The organism is Paenibacillus cymbidii, from assembly GCF_004764705.1.
GTDB lineage: Bacteria > Bacillota > Bacilli > Paenibacillales > NBRC-103111 > Paenibacillus_AN > Paenibacillus_AN cymbidii.
Genome location: NZ_SHLX01000001.1, coordinates 63,409 through 82,546, shown reverse-complemented (window position 1 = coordinate 82,546; position 19,138 = coordinate 63,409). Strand labels below are relative to the sequence as shown.

The following is a 19,138-nucleotide window of genomic DNA, read 5'->3' as shown; positions in this document are numbered from 1 at the left end:
GTCAGATTCCCCCATTCTCCACTTGTGCCGCGGCGATCGCCAGCTCCACCTTCATCCCGCCCCATTCGCCGCGCGACAGCGACACGCCGCACGTTTCGCCGAACATGAGCTGCAGCCGCCGGTGCACATTGAGCAACCCTGTCGTTTCGCGGTCCGCGCAAAACTCGATCAACTGCAGATTTAGCTCCTGCAGTCGCTCTTCGTCCAGTTCTTCCCCGTTGTCCTCCACGGTGATGATGAGATGGCCCTCCTGCTCCCGAAACCGGATCGTTATCCGGCCATCCTCCAGCTTGCCTTCGAGCCCGTATTTGTAAGCGTTTTCCAGCACCGGTTGCACGATCAGCCGCGGAACGGGCGTCAGCTGCCATACCTCCGGCAGTTCCGCAAAATCGACCTGGATACGGTTCGAGAAGCGAATGTGCTGGATTTCCACATACGTGCGGGAGTGGCGAATCTCTTCGCCGAGCGGCACCTCGTCGGCCGCGCTGCGCGTAATGAACTGGAAATATTGGCCGAGATGCTGGCTGAACCGCATGACGCCGTCGTGATCCTGCACTTTGGCCAGCCGGTACAAGATGAAGTATGTGTTGTACAAAAAATGGGGGTTGATCTGCGATTGCAGCTGCTTCAGCTCCGAGCTCTGGGCGCGAATTTTCTGCTCGTACACCTGGTGGATGAGCACCTTCAGCTTGTCGACCATCGCGTTGAAATGATTGAACAGGTAATAAAATTCGTCATGGCCGCGCGGCGCTTGAACCGGCTCCATCTGACCGTCCTCGACCCGGCGGAACGAACGGACCAGCACGTTGAGCGGCCGGTGGATGAGCCGGAATATCCAGTACGAATACACGACGACCACGAGCAGCGAAATCGCGGACAGCAGCCAGAACAGCTGCCGGTTCGTATCCAGCTTGCCGAACACCTGCTGCTTCGGCACGTATACGCTCAGGAAGCTGCCGAACGAAGGCAAATAACGAAACGCGACCAAATAGGAATCGTTGCCGATCGTTTCCGACACGACGCCTTCGGTCCGGCGCTCGTCGTACTCGCGCTGCAGCAGCCGGGAAATCGGTTCGAACGCGGCAGCGTCCGTGTCGCCTGCGATCGTCCAGCCTTGCGACGGGTTCATCAGAATGGCGCTGGCGTTTCTATAGTTGGTCATTTGCGCCAGCGTCTGTTTCAGCTTGTCGACCGACAGCTCGATCGCCAGCACGTAAGCGGGATCGCGGCCGGGCAGCGGCGGGTCGGGAAACGCCAGGCTCAGGTACAGCCGATCCTGCCAATAGATGAACTCCGCGTTGTCCGGGCGTTTGCCTTTGACTGCCGCGTAATCTTCCGCGATGCTGTCGCTCAGCGGCAAATTGCTTGAGATCGTGCGGCCGATCGTCAAAATATGGGCGCTTACGTTCTCGATATAGACGCTGGAGCTGCGAATGAGCTGCAGCTTGTTCTGTATGTTCAGCACCGTGTCCGACCAGCTGTACGGAGCGAGAATGCCGCCGACGAAGCTGATCTGGCGCAAATCCTTGTCGTTGACGTATTCGCGCTGCAGGGCGAGAATATGATCTTTTTCGTTCTCCAGCGTATTGGCGTAAAAAATGACGCGGGATTCGAGCGAATTGGACAACTCTTCGCCGACGCTCGTTTCGTCCTGCTTGTTCATGACCAGGGCGAGCAAATAAAGCGGGGCCAGCACAAGCAGGAATGCGACAACGAGCTTCGGAAATATCGTATAATGAACCGCGAACCGTTGCCACGGCTTCATGCGGATCTCCCTCCGATTGGTTAGCGGTGACTGCCGGTTCCTGCCGTTTTGCGGCGCATGGCAACTCCATTATCGCGTTGTTGCCGCCGTAGCGCCAGCGCATCTTTTTGACCACGGCTTATCTTTTGATGTCTTTTCGTTTCGGAGCCATCAGCCACGTTGTTTGTACCAGAGCGGCTCCACGCTGGCAAACCGGCGATGGTCGTCCAGCACCGTGCGGATGCGGGCGATCATCGATTCGAGCTGGTCCGGCACCGTCTGCAGTGTCCACGTGATCGTGCCGCCCATGAGCAGCGCGGCATACAACGCGTACAAGTCCCAAAAATCGTGCGGAACTCTCCCGGCGAAATATCCGTCGATTTGCCCGATCGAGAACGGAACGCTCACCTCGCGGCTGAAGTAGGCGATTTTGACGAAATCGTGGTAAGGATCGCCCCAATCGAAACGGTTAAAATCGATCGCCGCCGCATAAGCGCCGCCTTGCACAAGCAAATTGGCGGGATGAAAATCGTCGTGCTGGAATCGGTTCGGCCGCCCGTCCATCAACGTCAGCCGCTGTTCGATGAAGGCTGCGATCGCCTCTTCCTCCGGCAGCTTCACCCCGCAGCGCAAGTAGTGGTCCCACTGTCGGCGATGCTTTTCCTTCCGCCGTGCGGACCAGCTCGCCAATTCGGCCGGCGCCTCCATCTCGTGCATCAGCCTCAGCTCGCGGCCGGCTTCGAGGCCGATCCGGTGCTGCTCGTCTTCGCTCAGCAGCGGCAACCGTTCCGCGGCGTCCTCCCCTTCGACGTATCGCAGCACCATGTAGCAGCAGCCCAGCGCTTGTGCCGTTCCGAACGCAACCGGCTGCGACGTCCGCACCCCCAAACCATGGATGCGGCATACGGTTTCGTATTCCCGGCGTTTGCGTTCGATTTGGTCAAGGGCGGCTGTTCGTAGCACATAAACAGGCGTTATGCCGTCCTCATAGATCAAATATTTTCTATCGCTCGAAAAGCCTTTGCTTATCGGCGCCATCGCGGTCGCATGACGCAACGACGGCATATGCGCCCGCATATCGGATAGCTGCATCGACATCACTTTCGCTCCTTTCATCGGCAACCGGGAGAAATACTTCCATTTTATCATGGATATCCCGCGGTCTACATGTTCGCCTACGTATTTGCTCGCGTTTACGATTCGCCAACGTTACATCGACTTGCATTTGGTATATAATGTTGACGAGCCGCCGACACCACCAATGAGGAGGAAATGATGACCATGGAAGATTTGACGTACGTCACTTACGTAGCTGCGAAACCGGAGGAAGTGTGGAACGCATTTCTTTCGCCGGAAGGAACGAAAGCCGTGTTCTTCGGCAGCGTGCTTCGTTCGACATTCGAAATCGGTTCCCGATACGAATATGTCGGCCCCGGCAGCGATGGCGACGAAACGGTTCACGTTTACGGTACCGTGCTCGAGTTCGAGCCGCACCGGTTGATGAGCTTCACCGAACATGCCGGACCGTCCTACCGCGACAACCACGCCGAGATGGAAACGAGAATGACGTTGACGCTCGAGCCGGTTGGCGGCTGCACGAAGCTGACGCTGGTCAACGACAAGTGGCCGGACAACCATCCTTCCTACGAAAGCACGAAACAAAGCTGGCCAATGATACTCAGCAACATGAAAACGTACATCGAAACGGGAAAAACGCTCGATTTCGGCTGGTAATCAGCAACTCCTCGCAGAACCGATCGCCGGCACACGCCGGTGCGAACGATAAAGCGGCTGCCCGGGAACGGAATTTCTTCCGATCCGGCCAGCCGCTTTGTAATGACTCAACCCTTCAACGAACCAAGCATGATCCCTTTGATGAAATACTTCTGTACGTAAGGATAAGCGAAAATAATCGGGCCGATGGAGACGAGCGATATGGCTGCGCGCACATTGCTCAGGGCCAGCTGCGATTCGATCTTGCTGTTGTATTGCACGATATCCCGCGCCTGGTTGTCGACGGACACGAGCATCTCGCGCAAGATGAACTGGATGACCGTCTTATCCCGATCGCGTATATAGATCATCGCGTCGAACCATGCATTCCAGTGGTGGACGGCCGACCATAACGACACCGTAGCGAGCACGGGCGCCGAAAGCGGCAGGATGATGCTCCATAACAGCTGGAAATCGTTCGCCCCGTCGATAAAGGCCGACTCTTCGAAAGCTTTATCGAGCGACATGAAGTAATTCCGCATGATGATCATGTAAAAAAAACTTAACGCCGTCGGCAAAATCAGCACCCAAAAATTGTCGAGCAACCCGATGCGCTTCACAAGCAAATAAGTCGGGACCAATCCGCCCGAAAAAAACATCGGCACCAGCAAATACACCGTGATGATGCCCCGCAGCGGCAGCTCCCGCTTCGACAGCGGATAGGCGGCGATCACAGTGAAGAGCAGCATGACGCCGGTGCCGATTGCCGTTCGCAGGATCGTATTGACATAGGCCCGGGTCACGTCGGCTGTGGAAAACAGAAACCGGTAAGCCTCCATCCGCCAGGCCGCCGGCCAGAAGTGAAAGCCGAGCGTTGTCGCTTCTGCGGCGTCGGAGAACGAGAGGATGACAAGCTGCCAGAAGGGATACAAAATCGTGAGAGAAAGCACCGTCATAAACGCATAATTGCCGTAATCGAACCACCGACCGCGCCAGCCTCCCAAACGCCGGCCTTCCCGCCGCTGCCACGCTGCCTTCATCGTTACCACACTCCGTGATCATTGAACTTTCGAACGATCGTATTCGTTCCGACCAACAATACGACCCCAACGACATTTTTCAACAAACCGACTGCCGTCGCATAATCCATGCGGAATTCCACAAGACCGACCCGGTACACGTAAGTGTCGATAATATCGCCCACCGCGTACACCAGCGGGTTGTACAGATTCAACACTTGATCGAAGCCGCCGTTCAAGATTTGACCGATCTGCAGAATAAACAAAATGGTCACAACCGGCATGAGGCCCGGCAGCGTAATATGCCGCATCTTCTGCAGCCGGCTGGCCCCGTCCACATTGCTCGCTTCGTACAAATCCGGGGAGATCGAGGAGATCGCCGCCAAATAAATAATCGAAGCCCACCCGGCTTCCTTCCATATGTCGCTGACGATCAAGATCGGCACGAACGCCGTTTTGTTCGCAAGAAAATTGATCGGATTGCCGCCAAACAACGAGATCGCATAGTTGATGATCCCCCGCTGCGGCGACAGCACTTCGACGATCATGCCCGATAAAATAACCCAGGACATAAAATGCGGCAAATACGAAACGCTTTGGGTCAGTTTCTTGAAGCGTTGCGGTTTGATTTCGTTCAAGAGCAAAGCGAAAGCGATCGGGACGGCAAAACCGAATATCAGCTTCAAGCCGGAAATGACAATCGTATTTTTCAGCGCCCGGATGAATAACGAATCGTGAAATAAGGTGCGGAAATGCTCGAACTGGTTCCACTGGCTTGGCCGGATGCCAAGACCGGCATGATACTCCTTGAACGCAATCACGATGCCGGGAAGCGGCATATAATGGAAGACGAATACTTGCGCGAGGGGAAACAACAGCATCAAGTACAATAACCTCATCTTCTTCATTCGAGCCAAATATTCAGCCATAATCTCCCTCCCAAGGCGAAGCGCAGCCCGCTCGACGCAAGAGGGAAGCAGCTTGCATGAGCTGCTGCCCCCCTTTCAGCGTCCTCCGTTATGCTTTATTTTTTCAGCAAGTCCGCCACCTTCGGCGATTTGGCCAATTCCGCAAGCAGCTCCGCGCCGCCGCTGTCCTGCCAGTTTTTCACATAGGCATCCCAGGCCTGGTCGATGTTGACTTCGCCGATGATCGCCTTGAACGTCATTTCGTTCGTCAACGTATCGAGCTTGGCGCCGTATTTGTTTTTCAAATCCGCATACTTGGTTTCATTGAAGTAATCGAAGCGGTACGGACGAATGATTTGCTTCAATCCATAATCGGGATGAAAGAAGTAGTCGTTCACGAGCTTCATCGTTTCGGCCGAAGTGAAGTACGTCATAATCGATTTGGTATTCAATTGATGCGTATAGTAGCCGAAACCGTACTGGCCTTCGTTCGTGACGCCGTCGTTAAAGATCGCCGCCGATCGATAAGGTTCGCCCTGCCATTTGAAGTGGGTGTTCACCTCGCCGTAGCGGGTCAACACTTCTCCCTCTTTATCGAAATTGATGTAATCGAACATTTGCAGGATACGAATCAATTTTTCGTCGCTTACATCTTTGCGGACGGCAAAATGTCTTGCGAAAGTGGTTACCGGAAGATAAGCGCCGGCTCCTTGTTTTCCATCCGGACCGATCGAAGGCGGCGTTATCAATATTTTTGCCGACGTATCTTTTGTCAGCAAATTGCCGACCGGCCGGCCAAGATTGCCGTTGTCCATCGAGGCTCCGCTGTACTCGGCAACGGTAAAACCAACTTTCCCTGTCGCATACTTCTCCCAGCTCTTGCTAATATTTAAAGTGGTGAACTCGGGTTCGATGTATCCTTTTTTGTACCAAACGAACATCGCCTTGAGAAAATCCTTGTATTTCGTCGAGATCGTCGCTTCCACCAGCTTGCCGTTTTCCTCGAAGTTGAAGGTCGCCGAGTTCTGGGTGCCAAGGCCGTAGGCGCCCATCAAGGTGCTGGCCCACCAATACATGCTTTGATTGTTCGGCGTAATCGCAAAAGTATCTTTTTTGCCGTTCCCGTCCGGGTCCCCGTTCACGAAAGCATCGAAAATTTTCGCATTTTCTTCCATCGTGAAAGCTTCCTTCGTGAAGAAAATACGCTCTTTGCCGCCGCTTGTCCCAACCGGCGTCAACGTCCCCTTCGGCTTGATGCCCAGCTTCTCCAGCCAGTCCAACCGATACGTCTGCGCCATGATGAGGCCGGCGACATTTTCGCCGATGCCCGTCAGCGCCGTATACTCCTCGGGCTTGCCGGGCACCGTATTGATCAACCATCCCGTTGCGTTATCATCGAGCATCTTGGCGTACTTCGGCGCGTATTTCTGAATCATCGCCTTGGGGATGGTGCGCAGCAAGCCGTCGTTATACGTTTTGGTGAAGCTGTTGACGAAGAATGTCGCTTCCGGCAAATCGCCGGAGGCGAGCATCAAATTCACTTGATCGGGATTGTTAATATCGATCTTCTTGTTGATCAGCTTGACGTTGAATTTTTCTTCCAGCTTTTTTTGGACAAAATTGTTGTCTTCGATTTTGCCGCGAGCCAGGTTGCCGACCCAACTGATTTCCAGCTTCTTGGAAAAATCCCCCGGCGCATTCGGGTCGGTAGCCGGTTTCGCGCTTGCACCGGTTGGCTTGCTCGAGGAAGCCGTTCCTTCATGCCCCGTATTCCGCGAACAACCGCTCAGCACGGCAGTCGCAGCCAGAATGACCGTACATCCCGCTATGAACCACTTTTTCCGCTTCAAGATGCTGCCCCCTTATTCGAAAATTTGGAACATGTTTATTGTAGTAGTTGGGCATTCGCCCATGTAAAACGATCATTGGCTTCTATAACAAAATCTTTGGCAGTTTCGGAATGTTGATCGTCACGACCGTTCCGTTGTGCAGCTCGCTATCGATCGATAACCCGTATTTGTCGCCATAATGCAGTTTAATTCTGCTGCTGACATTGTAAAGGCCGATCCTGTGATGATCGTTGCGCTGCAAGTTTTGCCGGATTTGCGCAAGCTCCGCCGGCGCAATGCCCGCTCCGTCGTCGGCAACGGTAAACCGGATACAATCGTCCTCGCACGAGCCGTGCACCGTTACCGTCACTTTTTCCGCTTTATGCTGCACGTTATGCTGGATCGCATTTTCGATAATCGGCTGCAAAATCAGTTTGATCGTTTCATAGTTGTTTATCCGTTCGTCGACGAGCCATCTCACTTCCATCCGTTCTTTATACCGATAGGCCATAATGTTGATATAGGCGTTGGCGTAATAAAGCTCTTCCCGCACGGTGGTGGTCATTTTGTCCTGATTGATGCTGTATCGAAACAAACGGCTGAGCGCCGTGATCATTTCCATTGCGCTGTCTTTTTCGCCAAATTCAATCAAATAATTAATATTTTCCAGGGTATTGTAAAGAAAGTGCGGGTTGATTTGCGCTTGCAGGGCCATAATCTGCGTTTCCCGCTTCTCCAGCTCCAGGCGAAGCCATTTATTGCGGGAGGTGACCGCCTCCTCGACCAGGTTCTCCATCCGCATCAGCATGCGGTTGAACGTCTGGCTCAGCTGATCGACTTCATAAATGCCGTAATGATGCGTCAATTCGGAACGATCCGACCGTTCGTCGCGAATCCGCATGACGTACAGGTTCAACTGATGCAGCGGCCGGTGCAAATAGTGGGACATCACGTAGGAAAAGACAAGCACCAGCAAAAAAATAATGACGAGGAAATAAATATCGTCATACAGCAGGTTCATCGTTTGTTGATGCACGTTCGTGTACGGGAAACGAAACACGAAATACCACGGAATACCTTCCAATTGTTTGGTATAATAATAAAACTCGCCCCGTTTCTCCATCTGCATCTCGGCAATCGGTTGATCGAACGATTTGCCGAGCAGTTCCGCCTCCTGATGAGCAACAATCGTATGATGCCGATCGACGATCAGCACCTCGCTCCCGCTTTCTTTAAAGTCGGAGAACAGCTCCGATAAATAAATCCGATCCAGGTCCAGCTTCATAAAACCGATCAGGCCGGCGTTTCCGGAAAAATCGAACACTTGCATCCCAAGCGCGATCGAGCTGAAAGTCTTGTCCGTTTCAACCTGGTAATTGACGCTTCTTCTGGTGGATCGCATCTCTTGCGCGAACGTCTCGTTCATGCTCGTTTTTTGCTTGTATCGATTCGACACGAGCAATTGATTGTTCGCATTGTAAATGCTGACCGTATCGTTGCCAAGACCCAAATAAACATTGTCTTGGATGAGATCTTGCATGCTTGTTTCTTTGGCCGGGTCCGGATGGATGAGGAAGTCGCGGACCAATTGATCGAAGGTCAACCGGGCCAGCACCGTTTCCTTCTGATTGACGAACAGGTTCAGCCGGTCCACGGTTTTGGCGAACAAGGTGCCGTAGGATTCTTTCATTTCGCCGGTGACGATTTTGAACGATTGATTGTAGAACACGATAATGAATACGAACAGCGGCAGCAAAATCGTAATGAGAAAATACAGTAAAAACCGGTCGCGCATGGTGAACAGTCGCGACATTCCCGTTTTGACCGCTATAGGCGCGATACGGTTTTGCAAAAAAGCGTTTTTCTCCACCCATTTCATCAACCGGTGCATGGGCAACAATATGGGTCCGGTAACGAGCCGGGAACAGACGAACGCAAGCGCCGAGCAACCGAGAAAGGTAAGCATGATCAAAACGACGGTCAGCCGCAGCTCTTTTTGCTGGAAATCGGGGTGGATCAAATATTGAATCGTAAATCCTTGAAAGGCGATATCTTTCTCGAGCATATGGATCGGATCGGCGCCAATCGTATTTTTTCCTCGATACAAATAATCGCGCTCCTGACTGAACAAAGCGATATCGTCATGATACGGAATCAACTCCCGGAACGAACCCGGATCAAGCAGCAAAAAAGCCGTTCCATATGGAACGCCCCGGTCGTCCAGCAATGCGCTGTACAAATAAACGTGCCGATTCAGCTTGCCGAGCAGCTCCTTATGCGCGAGAGCAGTGGATTCATCGGGCTGCAACGCTTGATTCGTTTTCCCTGCCGCGACGAATCGTATCCCTTCCGCTTCGGTTTTCAGCACCAGGTTTTCCGTCGTGAAGCCCAAATACGTTTGCAGGGCGCTGTACTGCGAATGGTTGGCCATAATGACAATGTCGCGAATAAAGGCATTGTCTTTTTTGAGGTTGAATAAAAACCCTTCCAACTGCTTCGACAACTCCGATTTGCGGTAAGAATTGGGCTGATCGACTTTCAGCGCCTGAAAATATTCGATCAGCCGCGCATTGCTCCGCAAGTTGTCGAGCGTATTGTAAGCGTCGTTCAGGCTTTTGCTGACATCGTATGAAGCCTGCTTCATCTTGATGGAATTGATCTCCGCCACTTTTTCGTCAATATAGGATTTCGTTTTGGCATAAACAATACTGCTGATAATCAGCAGAAGAACGAGGACAACGGCAAGGGAAAAGAGCAGCAGGAAATTGTTGAATTTCATTTCTATTTTTTTCATTCCGTCCCCCATGACTGTTGTCAATGGATTAGTCGTCAATGGCGTCTCGTGACGTCCTCGCGGTAAACCATCGGGTTTACGCCGACGATCTTTTTAAATATTTTGTTGAAGTAAGAGAGGTTGTTGAAGCCCACCCGAATCGAAACTTCAAACACTTTGTAATCGACATTTTTCATCAATTCCATCGCTTTTTTGATGCGCACCTCGTTGATATAATCGATGAAGTTTTGTCCGGTCTCCTTCTTGAAGAAAGAACTCAAATACGTGATATTGACATGAAGCGCGCCCGCTACATCCTCCAATTTTATTTTCTGCCGGTAATGGGCTTCCACATATTGTTTGGCCAGAACAATCGTGCGATTGACATCCCGAACGGGAGCGGCGCGCAGTTCGAGCGCGATCGCTTCCGCCTTCATCTTGAACCATACCTTCAATTCGTACAGGGTGCGCAAGTTATGAATCGCATCCAACGCTTCCTGCTGGTTGAAGGTCGGCATAACGAGCTGCCTCTCTTCCGCCTTCAGGACGATCCGCATGATCATCTCTACGCACTTCACTTGGATGTCGCGTATGCCGAAGCCCGCACGTTCCAATGCTTGAAAGAAGCCATACACGCGATTGCCGATTTCTTCCGCACGAAATTGAAATATGCTGTGCAACAACCGCTCTGCCGCTTCATTCACCGTTTCCCGGGCCGTAGCGTCGGCAACGTTCGAAACAAACAGATCTTGGCGGAAAATAATCGTATCGAGCCCTTTAAAATAACGGTTGCTATGCGCATAGATCGCTTCGGCATACGAAAGCGCGATTGCCGTCACATCCTGAACCATGTTGCCGACGCCAATCGTTATTTCGCCCGTTGCTTGTCCATCCTCCACATGCTCCATCTCGTTCTTGAACGACTCCAGAAACGGCAGCACATCGGATTTGGCAAGCGGCTTCGAATCATGAATGAACAGGACGAGCGTATTGCCATACAAGATGACGGGAATCCCCCGCTGCGAACAAAGCTCGTTCGCCTTCTTCACGATGCGCTGCCGCACGGAAAGGCCGGGTTCTTTCTTCATCAACTGCTCCATGGAGCAGATTGCAATCCGAACGTAGCGGTTCCTCCCGAGCATACTCGTCTGCTCAAGCTGCGCGGCCAACCTTTGCTCATCCGCATCCGCGCCTTTGAGCAGTCGGATAAGCTGCGCTTCCTTCCGGCTCATCTCGCGCTCGTCCAGATCGTCGCGCCGCAATTCGTCCGCCAAACTGCGGCACAGCTCGATGAATTCGCCCCTCGCAATCGGCTTTAACACGTATCCCTTGACGCCGTAACGAATCGCGTCCTGCGCATACTTAAAATCGTCGTAAGCGCTCATAATGACGACTTTCATGTACGGATATTTCTCGCGGATGCGTTTGACGAGCTCGAGCCCGTTCATCTCCGGCATCAGGAGATCGGTCACGACGACGTGCGGTGCTTCCGCTTCGATCAGCTCCCAAGCCTTCAAGCCGTTCTCGGCGCACGCCATCACTTCAAATCCCATTTCGAACCAGGGGAAAGACTGCATGACCCGCTCCCGCACATGAAGTTCGTCATCAACGATCAAAACTTGATACCGCATCGCTCATCGCCCTCCCTTCGATCTGTTCACCATGACCGCAATGCAAATGAAGCTCCCCGCGGCAAGCCGCGGGGTATCTAACCGTTCAAAACCTTCAAAACCTTTACTCGCTTCGCTCGTCTAGAACAACTCGAACTGCTCATAGCTCGGTTTGCTGTGTAGCTCCACATACTCTTCTACTTTACCTGGCTTGCCTACGTAGTTTTTTGTTACTATTCGGGAATTGGGCCCTTAAATGACCTTATTAAAATGTTACGGAGCGGCCCATTACTTGTCAATGATCTGCCTTTCAAAGGGAAAAGGCTCGTCTAATGACGAACCTTGATCTGATGCGGCTGGTGCGTTCGACTTTCTTAAGAGCGTTCAGCCTGCACGAATCGGTGCAGGGCGTAGGCCAACTCGAAATGAAACGGATCGTTGAAAATATGTACGCCATCCGCCCCTTCCGCGAGGAATTGCTCCAATCTGCCCGTATAATCGAGAATCCCCATTTTCGTGCGGGCAGTGATGACCTTGTTCCCTGACGCGATGGCTTTATCTTCATCTGCCGACAAATCGTGCCCCGAACAGACGGCCTCTTCCCCGAAAATCAATTGGCATTTCCCTCGGGTCATCGCGACAAACGGAGCAAGGTCAAACGTATAGCCGCCATATTCAAACTCTTCGGCCACAATCAAATAATCGATGAGTCCTTCATCGGCCCAAGCCGCGATGTCCAGGCCATATTGCCTGTAGTATCTGCGATCGACTCTTGCCGATATGGGGCGGTTGCCTGCAAGCTCGCGCACTTGACGCATGAACGACGTCATTACGCCGCACTTGCAGGCAATCCAGCGTTCATCGTCTTCCGGCACATCGTGCGGGTCGAATCCGTGTTGCTGGCGGAACGCTTCCACCAATGGCGCATCATAACCGACGAAGATCGAGTGACGGACATAATCGAGGCTGATGCCGTCCACCGGGTAGTTCAGCAGCTCCTTGATCAGCAGCAGGATGCGGTCGCGGTATTCCTGGTAAGCATAGCTGCGTTTGTAATGAAACGACCCGTCTCTGTTGCGGATCCGCACATGGGGCGTATCAAAATATAAGGAATCGTTGTAATTATTCGGCACCCAGTCGCCCATCCACCCGGATGGGTAATCCTGATTCATCCTAATGGACGGAAACAGCGAGACGCCAACATCGCGAGCCTTGCGCACGGCGATGCCCAAAGGGTCGATTCCTTTGCGGGCATACGTGTCCAGCGTTTCGGCAATGATTCGATCGCCCCGCCGTGCGGCAGCCAAGTCGACGCGTTCCCCCCTGCCGAACAGCTCGAAATGATCGGAGAGGAAATTTACTTTGCTCCCCATGTTGACGCACCACTCCAAAATATGAACACCGGTGCCGTGAAAAATGGCAATCGACTTTTCGATTCCGTCCGGTTCGGCATACATGCCAAAGTAGAACCCTTCATGTCCGTCATTGTTAAACATGATCGTCGGTTTCCTCATGACTGCTCCTCCCGAATTCAGCTCGCGTGGTTACCAGTATCATAAGGAATAAACGGGCGATGATGTGAAACGATCCTTGGTTTTTCTAACACGATTTATGGCAACGCGCCAGAACCGTCCGTTCTTCAACCATCAGTTCATCGCTTCGGTTATAGTGATGTCGTCCACGTACAGATCGGCGGCAGCGGCGTTTTTATTCATGTAGATGTAGATCCGCATGCCGACCGCCCCCGCCGGAGCGGTAGCGCTCTTGTTGTGCTCGGTATAGGCCGAAGCCGTGATGTTGCCGAACAGCACGATGTCGCCGCCAATCTGCGTTCCCGCCGCATCGTAGAAGCGGGCGCCGATCGTCGAGGCATAACTGGCGCTGCCGTCGCCTCGCTTGGCCCATAGCAACAAGTCGTATGTGCGCTGCGGCTCAACCGGGATCGACGTCAGCATGACGCCGCCATAACCGGTGCCGAGAACATGCAGCGCCTGCGAACCGTCGTGAGCGTCCGCCGTCGCTTCGAGCCCGCCCCAGTTTTGCCATCCGCTCAGCCAGTTCGTTTGCTCGAAATCCAAGCGGACCGGTTCGGGATTCGGTTCGGTACGGCTCGGATCGGTCGTCACGCCGGCCACTTCGACCAGAGACATCTCGTCCAAATACAGATCGGCCGCGCCTCCGGGCAGCCAGATCACCAGCTTGATCATCCGTGTCCCCGGCTTGGTGGTGAAGTCAAACGACTTTACGGTATAAGCGGTTTCGCTCCACTGCAAAGCAATGATCTGCTGACAATCGTTATATTCCGTGGTACCGGGCGTATATTGTTCGCAGCCGAACGGCACGTTAACCCCTTTGTCCGACTGGTAGCCGATCGCGACGAAGCTGTTGCCGGGATCGCCGTCGCCGCGTTTGCCCGCCATCGAAAGCGTATATTTCGTATTCTCATTGACGCCGACGGTAATATACGTATGTCCATAGCCGTATCCAACCCCGCCGCCATTAGTGACGTGCAAGGCCCGTTGCCCGCTGTATACATCGCCATGGCCGTCCTGCGGCTTCTGGATGATCGTGAAGTTTTTCACGGCATCGTAACCGAGCGCGGTGTTGCTCTCCTCGAAGCCCGGATTCGGAATCAGGTTGGCCGCCTCCCGCAACCCTGCTTCGTCGAGGTAGAAGTTGGAGCCGCCATCGTTGTCAAACAGGACGTCCACGGTCGCCGCGCCAGCCGGCAAAAGGAACTTGACCGATTTGCGCGTATAGACGGTTTCCGTCCAAGTCAATATGGCTTCGGGCTGGTTGTTGATATAATCGCCGGCAGCGTTTCTGGCGCGCACTGCCAAATGGCCGGAACCGCCCGCAGCATATTTCCTGCCCCATGCGGACAACAACAGTTCCTTATTAGCCGCAATCCCTGCGCTCACCTGCTGCGCGCCGCTGCCGCCGCCCGCCACATGCATCGCCCGCTCGCCGCGATAAGCCATCATGGTCGACATTTCCGCATGAACCAGCGTGTTCCAAGCGCCGTCTCCGGACTCGAAGCCTGCGTTGCCGAGCAAATTGTCTCCCGGCTTGGGCGGCGGCGGAGCCGGCAACGTATCGCCAAGGTAGACGAGCCCAAAATCGTCCCCATACACATAGCCGCTTGCCGCCGAAGTTTTCGCCAAATAGATGGTAGCTGCCGTATCTGCCGCGCCGGTGCGGAAAACGATGATTTTGCGAACCCAACCCTGCGCAGTATCTCCTAGCACCTCGTAACTGTCGGCGCCGCCGTAATCCTTTACGCCGATCAGCGCTTCTGCGCCGGCATCCGCCTTCACCCAACCGGCGAATTCAAAGTAAGCGCCCGCCTTCAGTCCGCTGACGCGCTGTTCGACGCCGCTCTTCCCGGCGAGTCGCACGCTGCCTTCTCCCGAACGGGTGAAGCCTTTGTCCTGGCTGATGCTTTCCCCTTGGGACAGCTGGCCGACTGCGTCCATGTCTCCCGTTTTTGTCCACCCGCGCAGATCGTTCGCAACGAAGTAGTGATCGATCATGCCTTCGAAGCCGGCGTTCTGAACCAGGTTGCGCCACGGGTTGTCCGAGAAAACCATCGCAGGCTGCACAGGCGGCTGGACGAAATTGTGCCCGGCCGGACCGTTCGGGAAAACGAGCAAGGAGAAATCCGCGGGACTGGTCGAATTGTTCTTGACTTCGGCCGGACCCGAAACGAACAGACCGTCGGTAAACACGTTGTCGTACACCGACAATTTGTACGTATCGTCCTGGAACACCCATCCCCATGTCGACCGCAGCGAGCCATCCACCCGATTGTCGTAAAACTGGATGTAGTTGGCCGGATGATTGATGAGCACCGCTTGCCCGTTGTCGCCCCTCGTGTTGTAAACGTTGTTGTGGTGAATGATCATGTTGTGGCTGGCGTTGTCCAAATAAATGTAGCCGGCCCCGTCCTGCCCGTCATGGAAATTGTTGTAGCGGATCTCCGTATTCTGATAATCGTTTTTCGCCCAGTGCATCGTTCCGTTGTCGAACGACACCATGCCGCAATAACCGAAATCGTTGTATTCAATTAGCGCGCCGAAAGTCATGTTGCCGCCGATGCATCCCGCGCCTGTGCGCGTCAGCGTATTATGGGCGATATAAGCGTTATGTCCGGCGACGGATACAGCGGTCGTGAATGCGCCGGCGTATCCGATGTCGTGAATGTAGTTGTTGAAAATGACGGCATCGTCGCCTTTGATGTTGAGGCCGTAGCCCGAGCTGTTGTATATTTCCGAATTGCGGAATTCGATGCCGTCTCCCGCAAGTACAAGACCGACATCGAGCTGCGAGGCGTATTTTTTGTCGCTGTCCGCATCGAACCCGTAATCGCGTACGGTCAGTCCGTCGAACTTGACATGATTCATGCCGCTGCCCTGGATGGCGGCGCCGACGATCTGCAAACCCTTGATCTCGATGTGCGAGCGATGATCCAGGTTCAGCGCCGTTTGCCGCGACTTCTTCTCTACGGTATGTCTGCTCGGGCTGTCACCTCCCGGAGCGTACAAATACAGCATGGAATTGGCGCTGTCGTAATACCATTCCTTCGCGGTATCCAACGCTTGCAAGCTGTCGTAGATGTAGTACCGGATCGGGCTCGTCAATCCGGCGTAACCCAGCGTTGTCGGCTCGTCCGGCGCATTGTTCGTCACCGTCAGCGCTCCGGTGGCGCTGTCGTAAGCCTGAATGGGACTGGTCCAGCCGAACCAGTTCACGTACATCCAGACTTTCGCGCCGGTCCAGTTCAGCTGCGGCAGCGCCGGGCTGCCTTGCGCGCTGGAAGGATACAGCGTCGTTGCGTTCGACAGCGCGTTGTTCGCTTGCGCCGGAGAGCGCGTCAGCCACGTGTCCGCATTGGGCCAACGGGCCGGGGTCATCAGTTCGCCGTCCAGAAATACGGCGTTTTTGCTGCCGAGCGCAAGCTCCGTACTCGTCCGGTAAATGTTGCCGGCGTAACGCTCCCAGGTCGAGCGGACCGGTTCCAGCCCGCTGATCGTCACCTTCTCGCCCGGATAGGCGGCATAGACGATCGGCTGCTGCGCCGTTCCGGACCGGGTCGGCGTGACTGTCTCGTAGTACGTCCCGGCGCGAATATAGACGGTATCGCCGGACAACGCCTGATCAGCCGCCCGCTGAATCGTACGAAACGGCTTCTTCAGCGTGCCGGGCGCGATATCGCTGCCGTTCGGGGCTACGTAGTACACAGTCGGATTCGGATTGGGAGTCCCTTCGTCTTCCGATCCGGCAGCCGGTACGACGGTCAGCTCCAGGTCGTCCAAATACAAATCGGCGGAATTGGCGTTTACATAAATTTGCAGCTTAAGCGCTTTCGTGCCTTCCGGCGTTGTAAAAGCCGCTTCCCGGAGCGCATACGCGCCGTCCGTCCAACTCAAGGTCGCCAAAGCATTGCCGATCACCGCGCCGCTGTCTCCCTTGGCAAACACGCTGATGCTGGCCGAGCCGCCGCCGTTCCCGCGCTTGCCCCATACCGCGAATGTATAGGCTTTGGCCGGCTCGGCGTCAACTTGTCTTTCCGCATAACCGTTGCCGTGGAACAGTCCCGCCTTCAGCCCGCCGTGCACATGCTCCGGCGCTTCCGTCACTTCGACCACGGGAGGGCTCGGCGGCGGGTTCTGCATTTGCGATGTCCACCAGCCACTGAAATCTTGCTCGAAGCCGGGATTATCAAGTAGATTGACGACCATGGCCGCTTCGAACAAAGCCACCGCCGCCTGCAATTCACTTGTCGCCTCGTCAAGCTGCGCCTGGGTGGGCTTTGCCGCCCCGGCCGCAAGCTTCGCCAGGGCAATCGCCGCCTGCAGGATATCGAACGACGACTGCGGATATTGGCCGACTCGCGTGCCGACGACCGCCGCGTCAAGTTCCGCCTGCGCTGCGGCAATTGCCGCCTGCAACGCCGCCGGGTTGCCGGGTTTTCCGGGTTTCGGCTTTTCGGGTTTTTCTGGTTTTTCTGGTTTTTCTGGTTTTTCTGGTTTTTCGGGTTTGGACTTCTGCGACGCTTCCCCATGCCCGCTCATATCGGATGCGGCGGCCGCCGCTTGTCGGTTGCCAAGCGGCGATACAACCGATACAACGAGCAAGAGGGAAAGCATCATGACGCATAACCGCCTCGAACCAAGGCGCCAACGGATTTTCACTTGTATTACCTCCCCATTCGATGGAATACCCTATCGCGAATCCCGCATCTTCACCAAACCACTTTCACTACATCAACCTGCTCGGTGCGAAAATTGTCGGGAACTTCGATGGTCAACGTCCGATCCGCGAAAGCGACGGCTGCCTCTTGCCGAATCCACAGCAACGTAACCGACTGCGGGCAGGTTATCCCTTGGATGCGGATGACGCCTTCATGGCAAGGAAGCAAATGACAGTACCACGTATTCCCGCTGCGGGTCGCCGGCACGTTGCACGCTTCCGGTACCGGGATGCCCGTCACTCCGTTCACCGCTTCCCCGTTCATCTTCATCCACTCCTTCAGCTCCAGCATTCTCCGGTAGCACAGCTCGGGCAGCTCGCCGTTGCCGTCGGGCGCAACGTTCAGCAGGTAGTTCCCCTCCCAGGCCCGAACCTTGACGTATCGCGCCAAGACGTACCCGGTTGAGCGGTATCGTTCCTCCTTCATATACCCCCAGCTGCCCGCCGAATCGGTCCAATTCTCGCAAAGTTCCCACCAGCCTTCCGGTTTCTCGGGCGGCAGCTTGCATTCCGGCGTCAAATAGTCGCCATAGCCGTGCATGCGGGGATTTACCACAATGCCGGGCTGCCACGCTCGAATCTGTTCGATCGAGATACAGGGAGGACCCCCATCGAAAAACAACAGATCGATGGGTCCGAAGCAAGTCAGCAGCTCTTCGATCTGGCCGCGCAAATAGGCGTGAAAACGCGTCTCCCATCCATCCGGTTTCGGTTTGTCCGGCCGGTCGAAATGAAACGCCATATACTCCCTGTTGAAGTACCAATCGGGCGGCGAATAATAGAGGCCGACTTTCAAGCCGTGCCTGCGGCAAGCCTCCGCGTAAGCAAGCACCAGATTTTTGCCCTGCATGTGGCTCCGCGTGCCGAAGTCTCCGTAGCGGCTCGGCCACAACGCATACCCTTCATGATGCTTGGCGGTCAGCACCGCATACTTGAATCCCGCTTCCGCAGCCGCGGAGAGCCAGCGGTCGGGGTCATACCGCTTCGGGTTGAAACGATCGGCCAAGGCGAAGTAGTCCCGATGACCGAGCTTGTTCGTCCCTGCCAAATGTTGATCCCAGCTTGTGCCCTGCATCATCCCCCAGGACAGATCGATGCCGCCGTGCACGCTGGACAAGCCCCAATGAAGGAACAATCCCAGCCCCGCTTGGCCGAACCATTGTGCATCGGGATGCGGGTTTCGTCTGTAATCGCCCTGTTTCGGTCGGTCCATCCGGATCGTCTCCTTTCTTCGGCAGGAAATGGAAATGCGGTGCAGGCGAGCCGCAACAGGCTCCCCCGCACCGCAGC

General features: G+C 54.7%; 11 protein-coding genes. 1 reads left to right on the top strand and 10 read right to left on the bottom strand.

Features of this window, described 5'->3' with window-relative positions; genetic code table 11:
- Position 1: 1 nt before the first annotated feature.
- Both EXY20_RS00320 and EXY20_RS00315 read right to left on the bottom strand, forming a co-directional pair.
- Positions 2-1,765, bottom strand: a complete 1,764-nt coding sequence (locus tag EXY20_RS00320) for a sensor histidine kinase (RefSeq protein ID WP_135546449.1) — start codon at positions 1,763-1,765, stop codon at positions 2-4.
- A gap of 150 nt (positions 1,766-1,915) precedes the next feature.
- Positions 1,916-2,842: a phosphotransferase family protein gene (locus tag EXY20_RS00315; protein ID WP_235885295.1), complete on the bottom strand. Its 927-nt coding sequence runs from the start codon at positions 2,840-2,842 to the stop codon at positions 1,916-1,918.
- A gap of 177 nt (positions 2,843-3,019) precedes the next feature.
- Here EXY20_RS00315 and EXY20_RS00310 point away from each other — a divergent pair, with 177 nt between their 5' ends.
- Positions 3,020-3,478, top strand: a complete 459-nt coding sequence (locus EXY20_RS00310) for an SRPBCC family protein (protein WP_135546447.1) — start codon at positions 3,020-3,022, stop codon at positions 3,476-3,478.
- Positions 3,479-3,585: 107 nt separating this feature from the next.
- Here EXY20_RS00310 and EXY20_RS00305 read toward each other — a convergent pair whose 3' ends face one another.
- From EXY20_RS00305 to EXY20_RS00270, 8 genes are all read right to left on the bottom strand, one after another.
- Entirely contained in the window at positions 3,586-4,497 is a 912-nt protein-coding gene (locus EXY20_RS00305; protein ID WP_235885294.1) for a carbohydrate ABC transporter permease, read from the bottom strand.
- A gap of 2 nt (positions 4,498-4,499) precedes the next feature.
- Entirely contained in the window at positions 4,500-5,405 is a 906-nt protein-coding gene (locus EXY20_RS00300) for an ABC transporter permease (protein ID WP_235885293.1), read from the bottom strand.
- A gap of 95 nt (positions 5,406-5,500) precedes the next feature.
- The gene (locus EXY20_RS00295) at positions 5,501-7,234 is read right to left on the bottom strand and encodes a type 2 periplasmic-binding domain-containing protein (protein ID WP_135546445.1); all 1,734 of its coding nucleotides are present in this window, start codon (positions 7,232-7,234) and stop codon (positions 5,501-5,503) included.
- 82 nt (positions 7,235-7,316) lie between these two features.
- On the bottom strand, positions 7,317-10,007 hold the full coding sequence (locus tag EXY20_RS00290) for a cache domain-containing sensor histidine kinase (RefSeq protein ID WP_167858906.1): 2,691 nt from the start codon (positions 10,005-10,007) through the stop codon (positions 7,317-7,319).
- 35 nt (positions 10,008-10,042) lie between these two features.
- Entirely contained in the window at positions 10,043-11,617 is a 1,575-nt protein-coding gene (locus EXY20_RS00285; RefSeq protein ID WP_135546441.1) for a response regulator, read from the bottom strand.
- Between the two features lie 353 nt (positions 11,618-11,970).
- Positions 11,971-13,110, bottom strand: a complete 1,140-nt coding sequence (locus tag EXY20_RS00280) for a family 10 glycosylhydrolase (RefSeq protein WP_135546439.1) — start codon at positions 13,108-13,110, stop codon at positions 11,971-11,973.
- Positions 13,111-13,242: 132 nt separating this feature from the next.
- Positions 13,243-17,547 (bottom strand): right-handed parallel beta-helix repeat-containing protein, encoded by a 4,305-nt coding sequence (locus EXY20_RS00275; RefSeq protein ID WP_167858905.1) that lies wholly within the window; start codon positions 17,545-17,547, stop codon positions 13,243-13,245.
- Between the two features lie 293 nt (positions 17,548-17,840).
- The gene (locus EXY20_RS00270) at positions 17,841-19,061 is read right to left on the bottom strand and encodes an alpha-L-fucosidase (RefSeq protein WP_135546431.1); all 1,221 of its coding nucleotides are present in this window, start codon (positions 19,059-19,061) and stop codon (positions 17,841-17,843) included.
- Positions 19,062-19,138 lie beyond the last annotated feature (77 nt).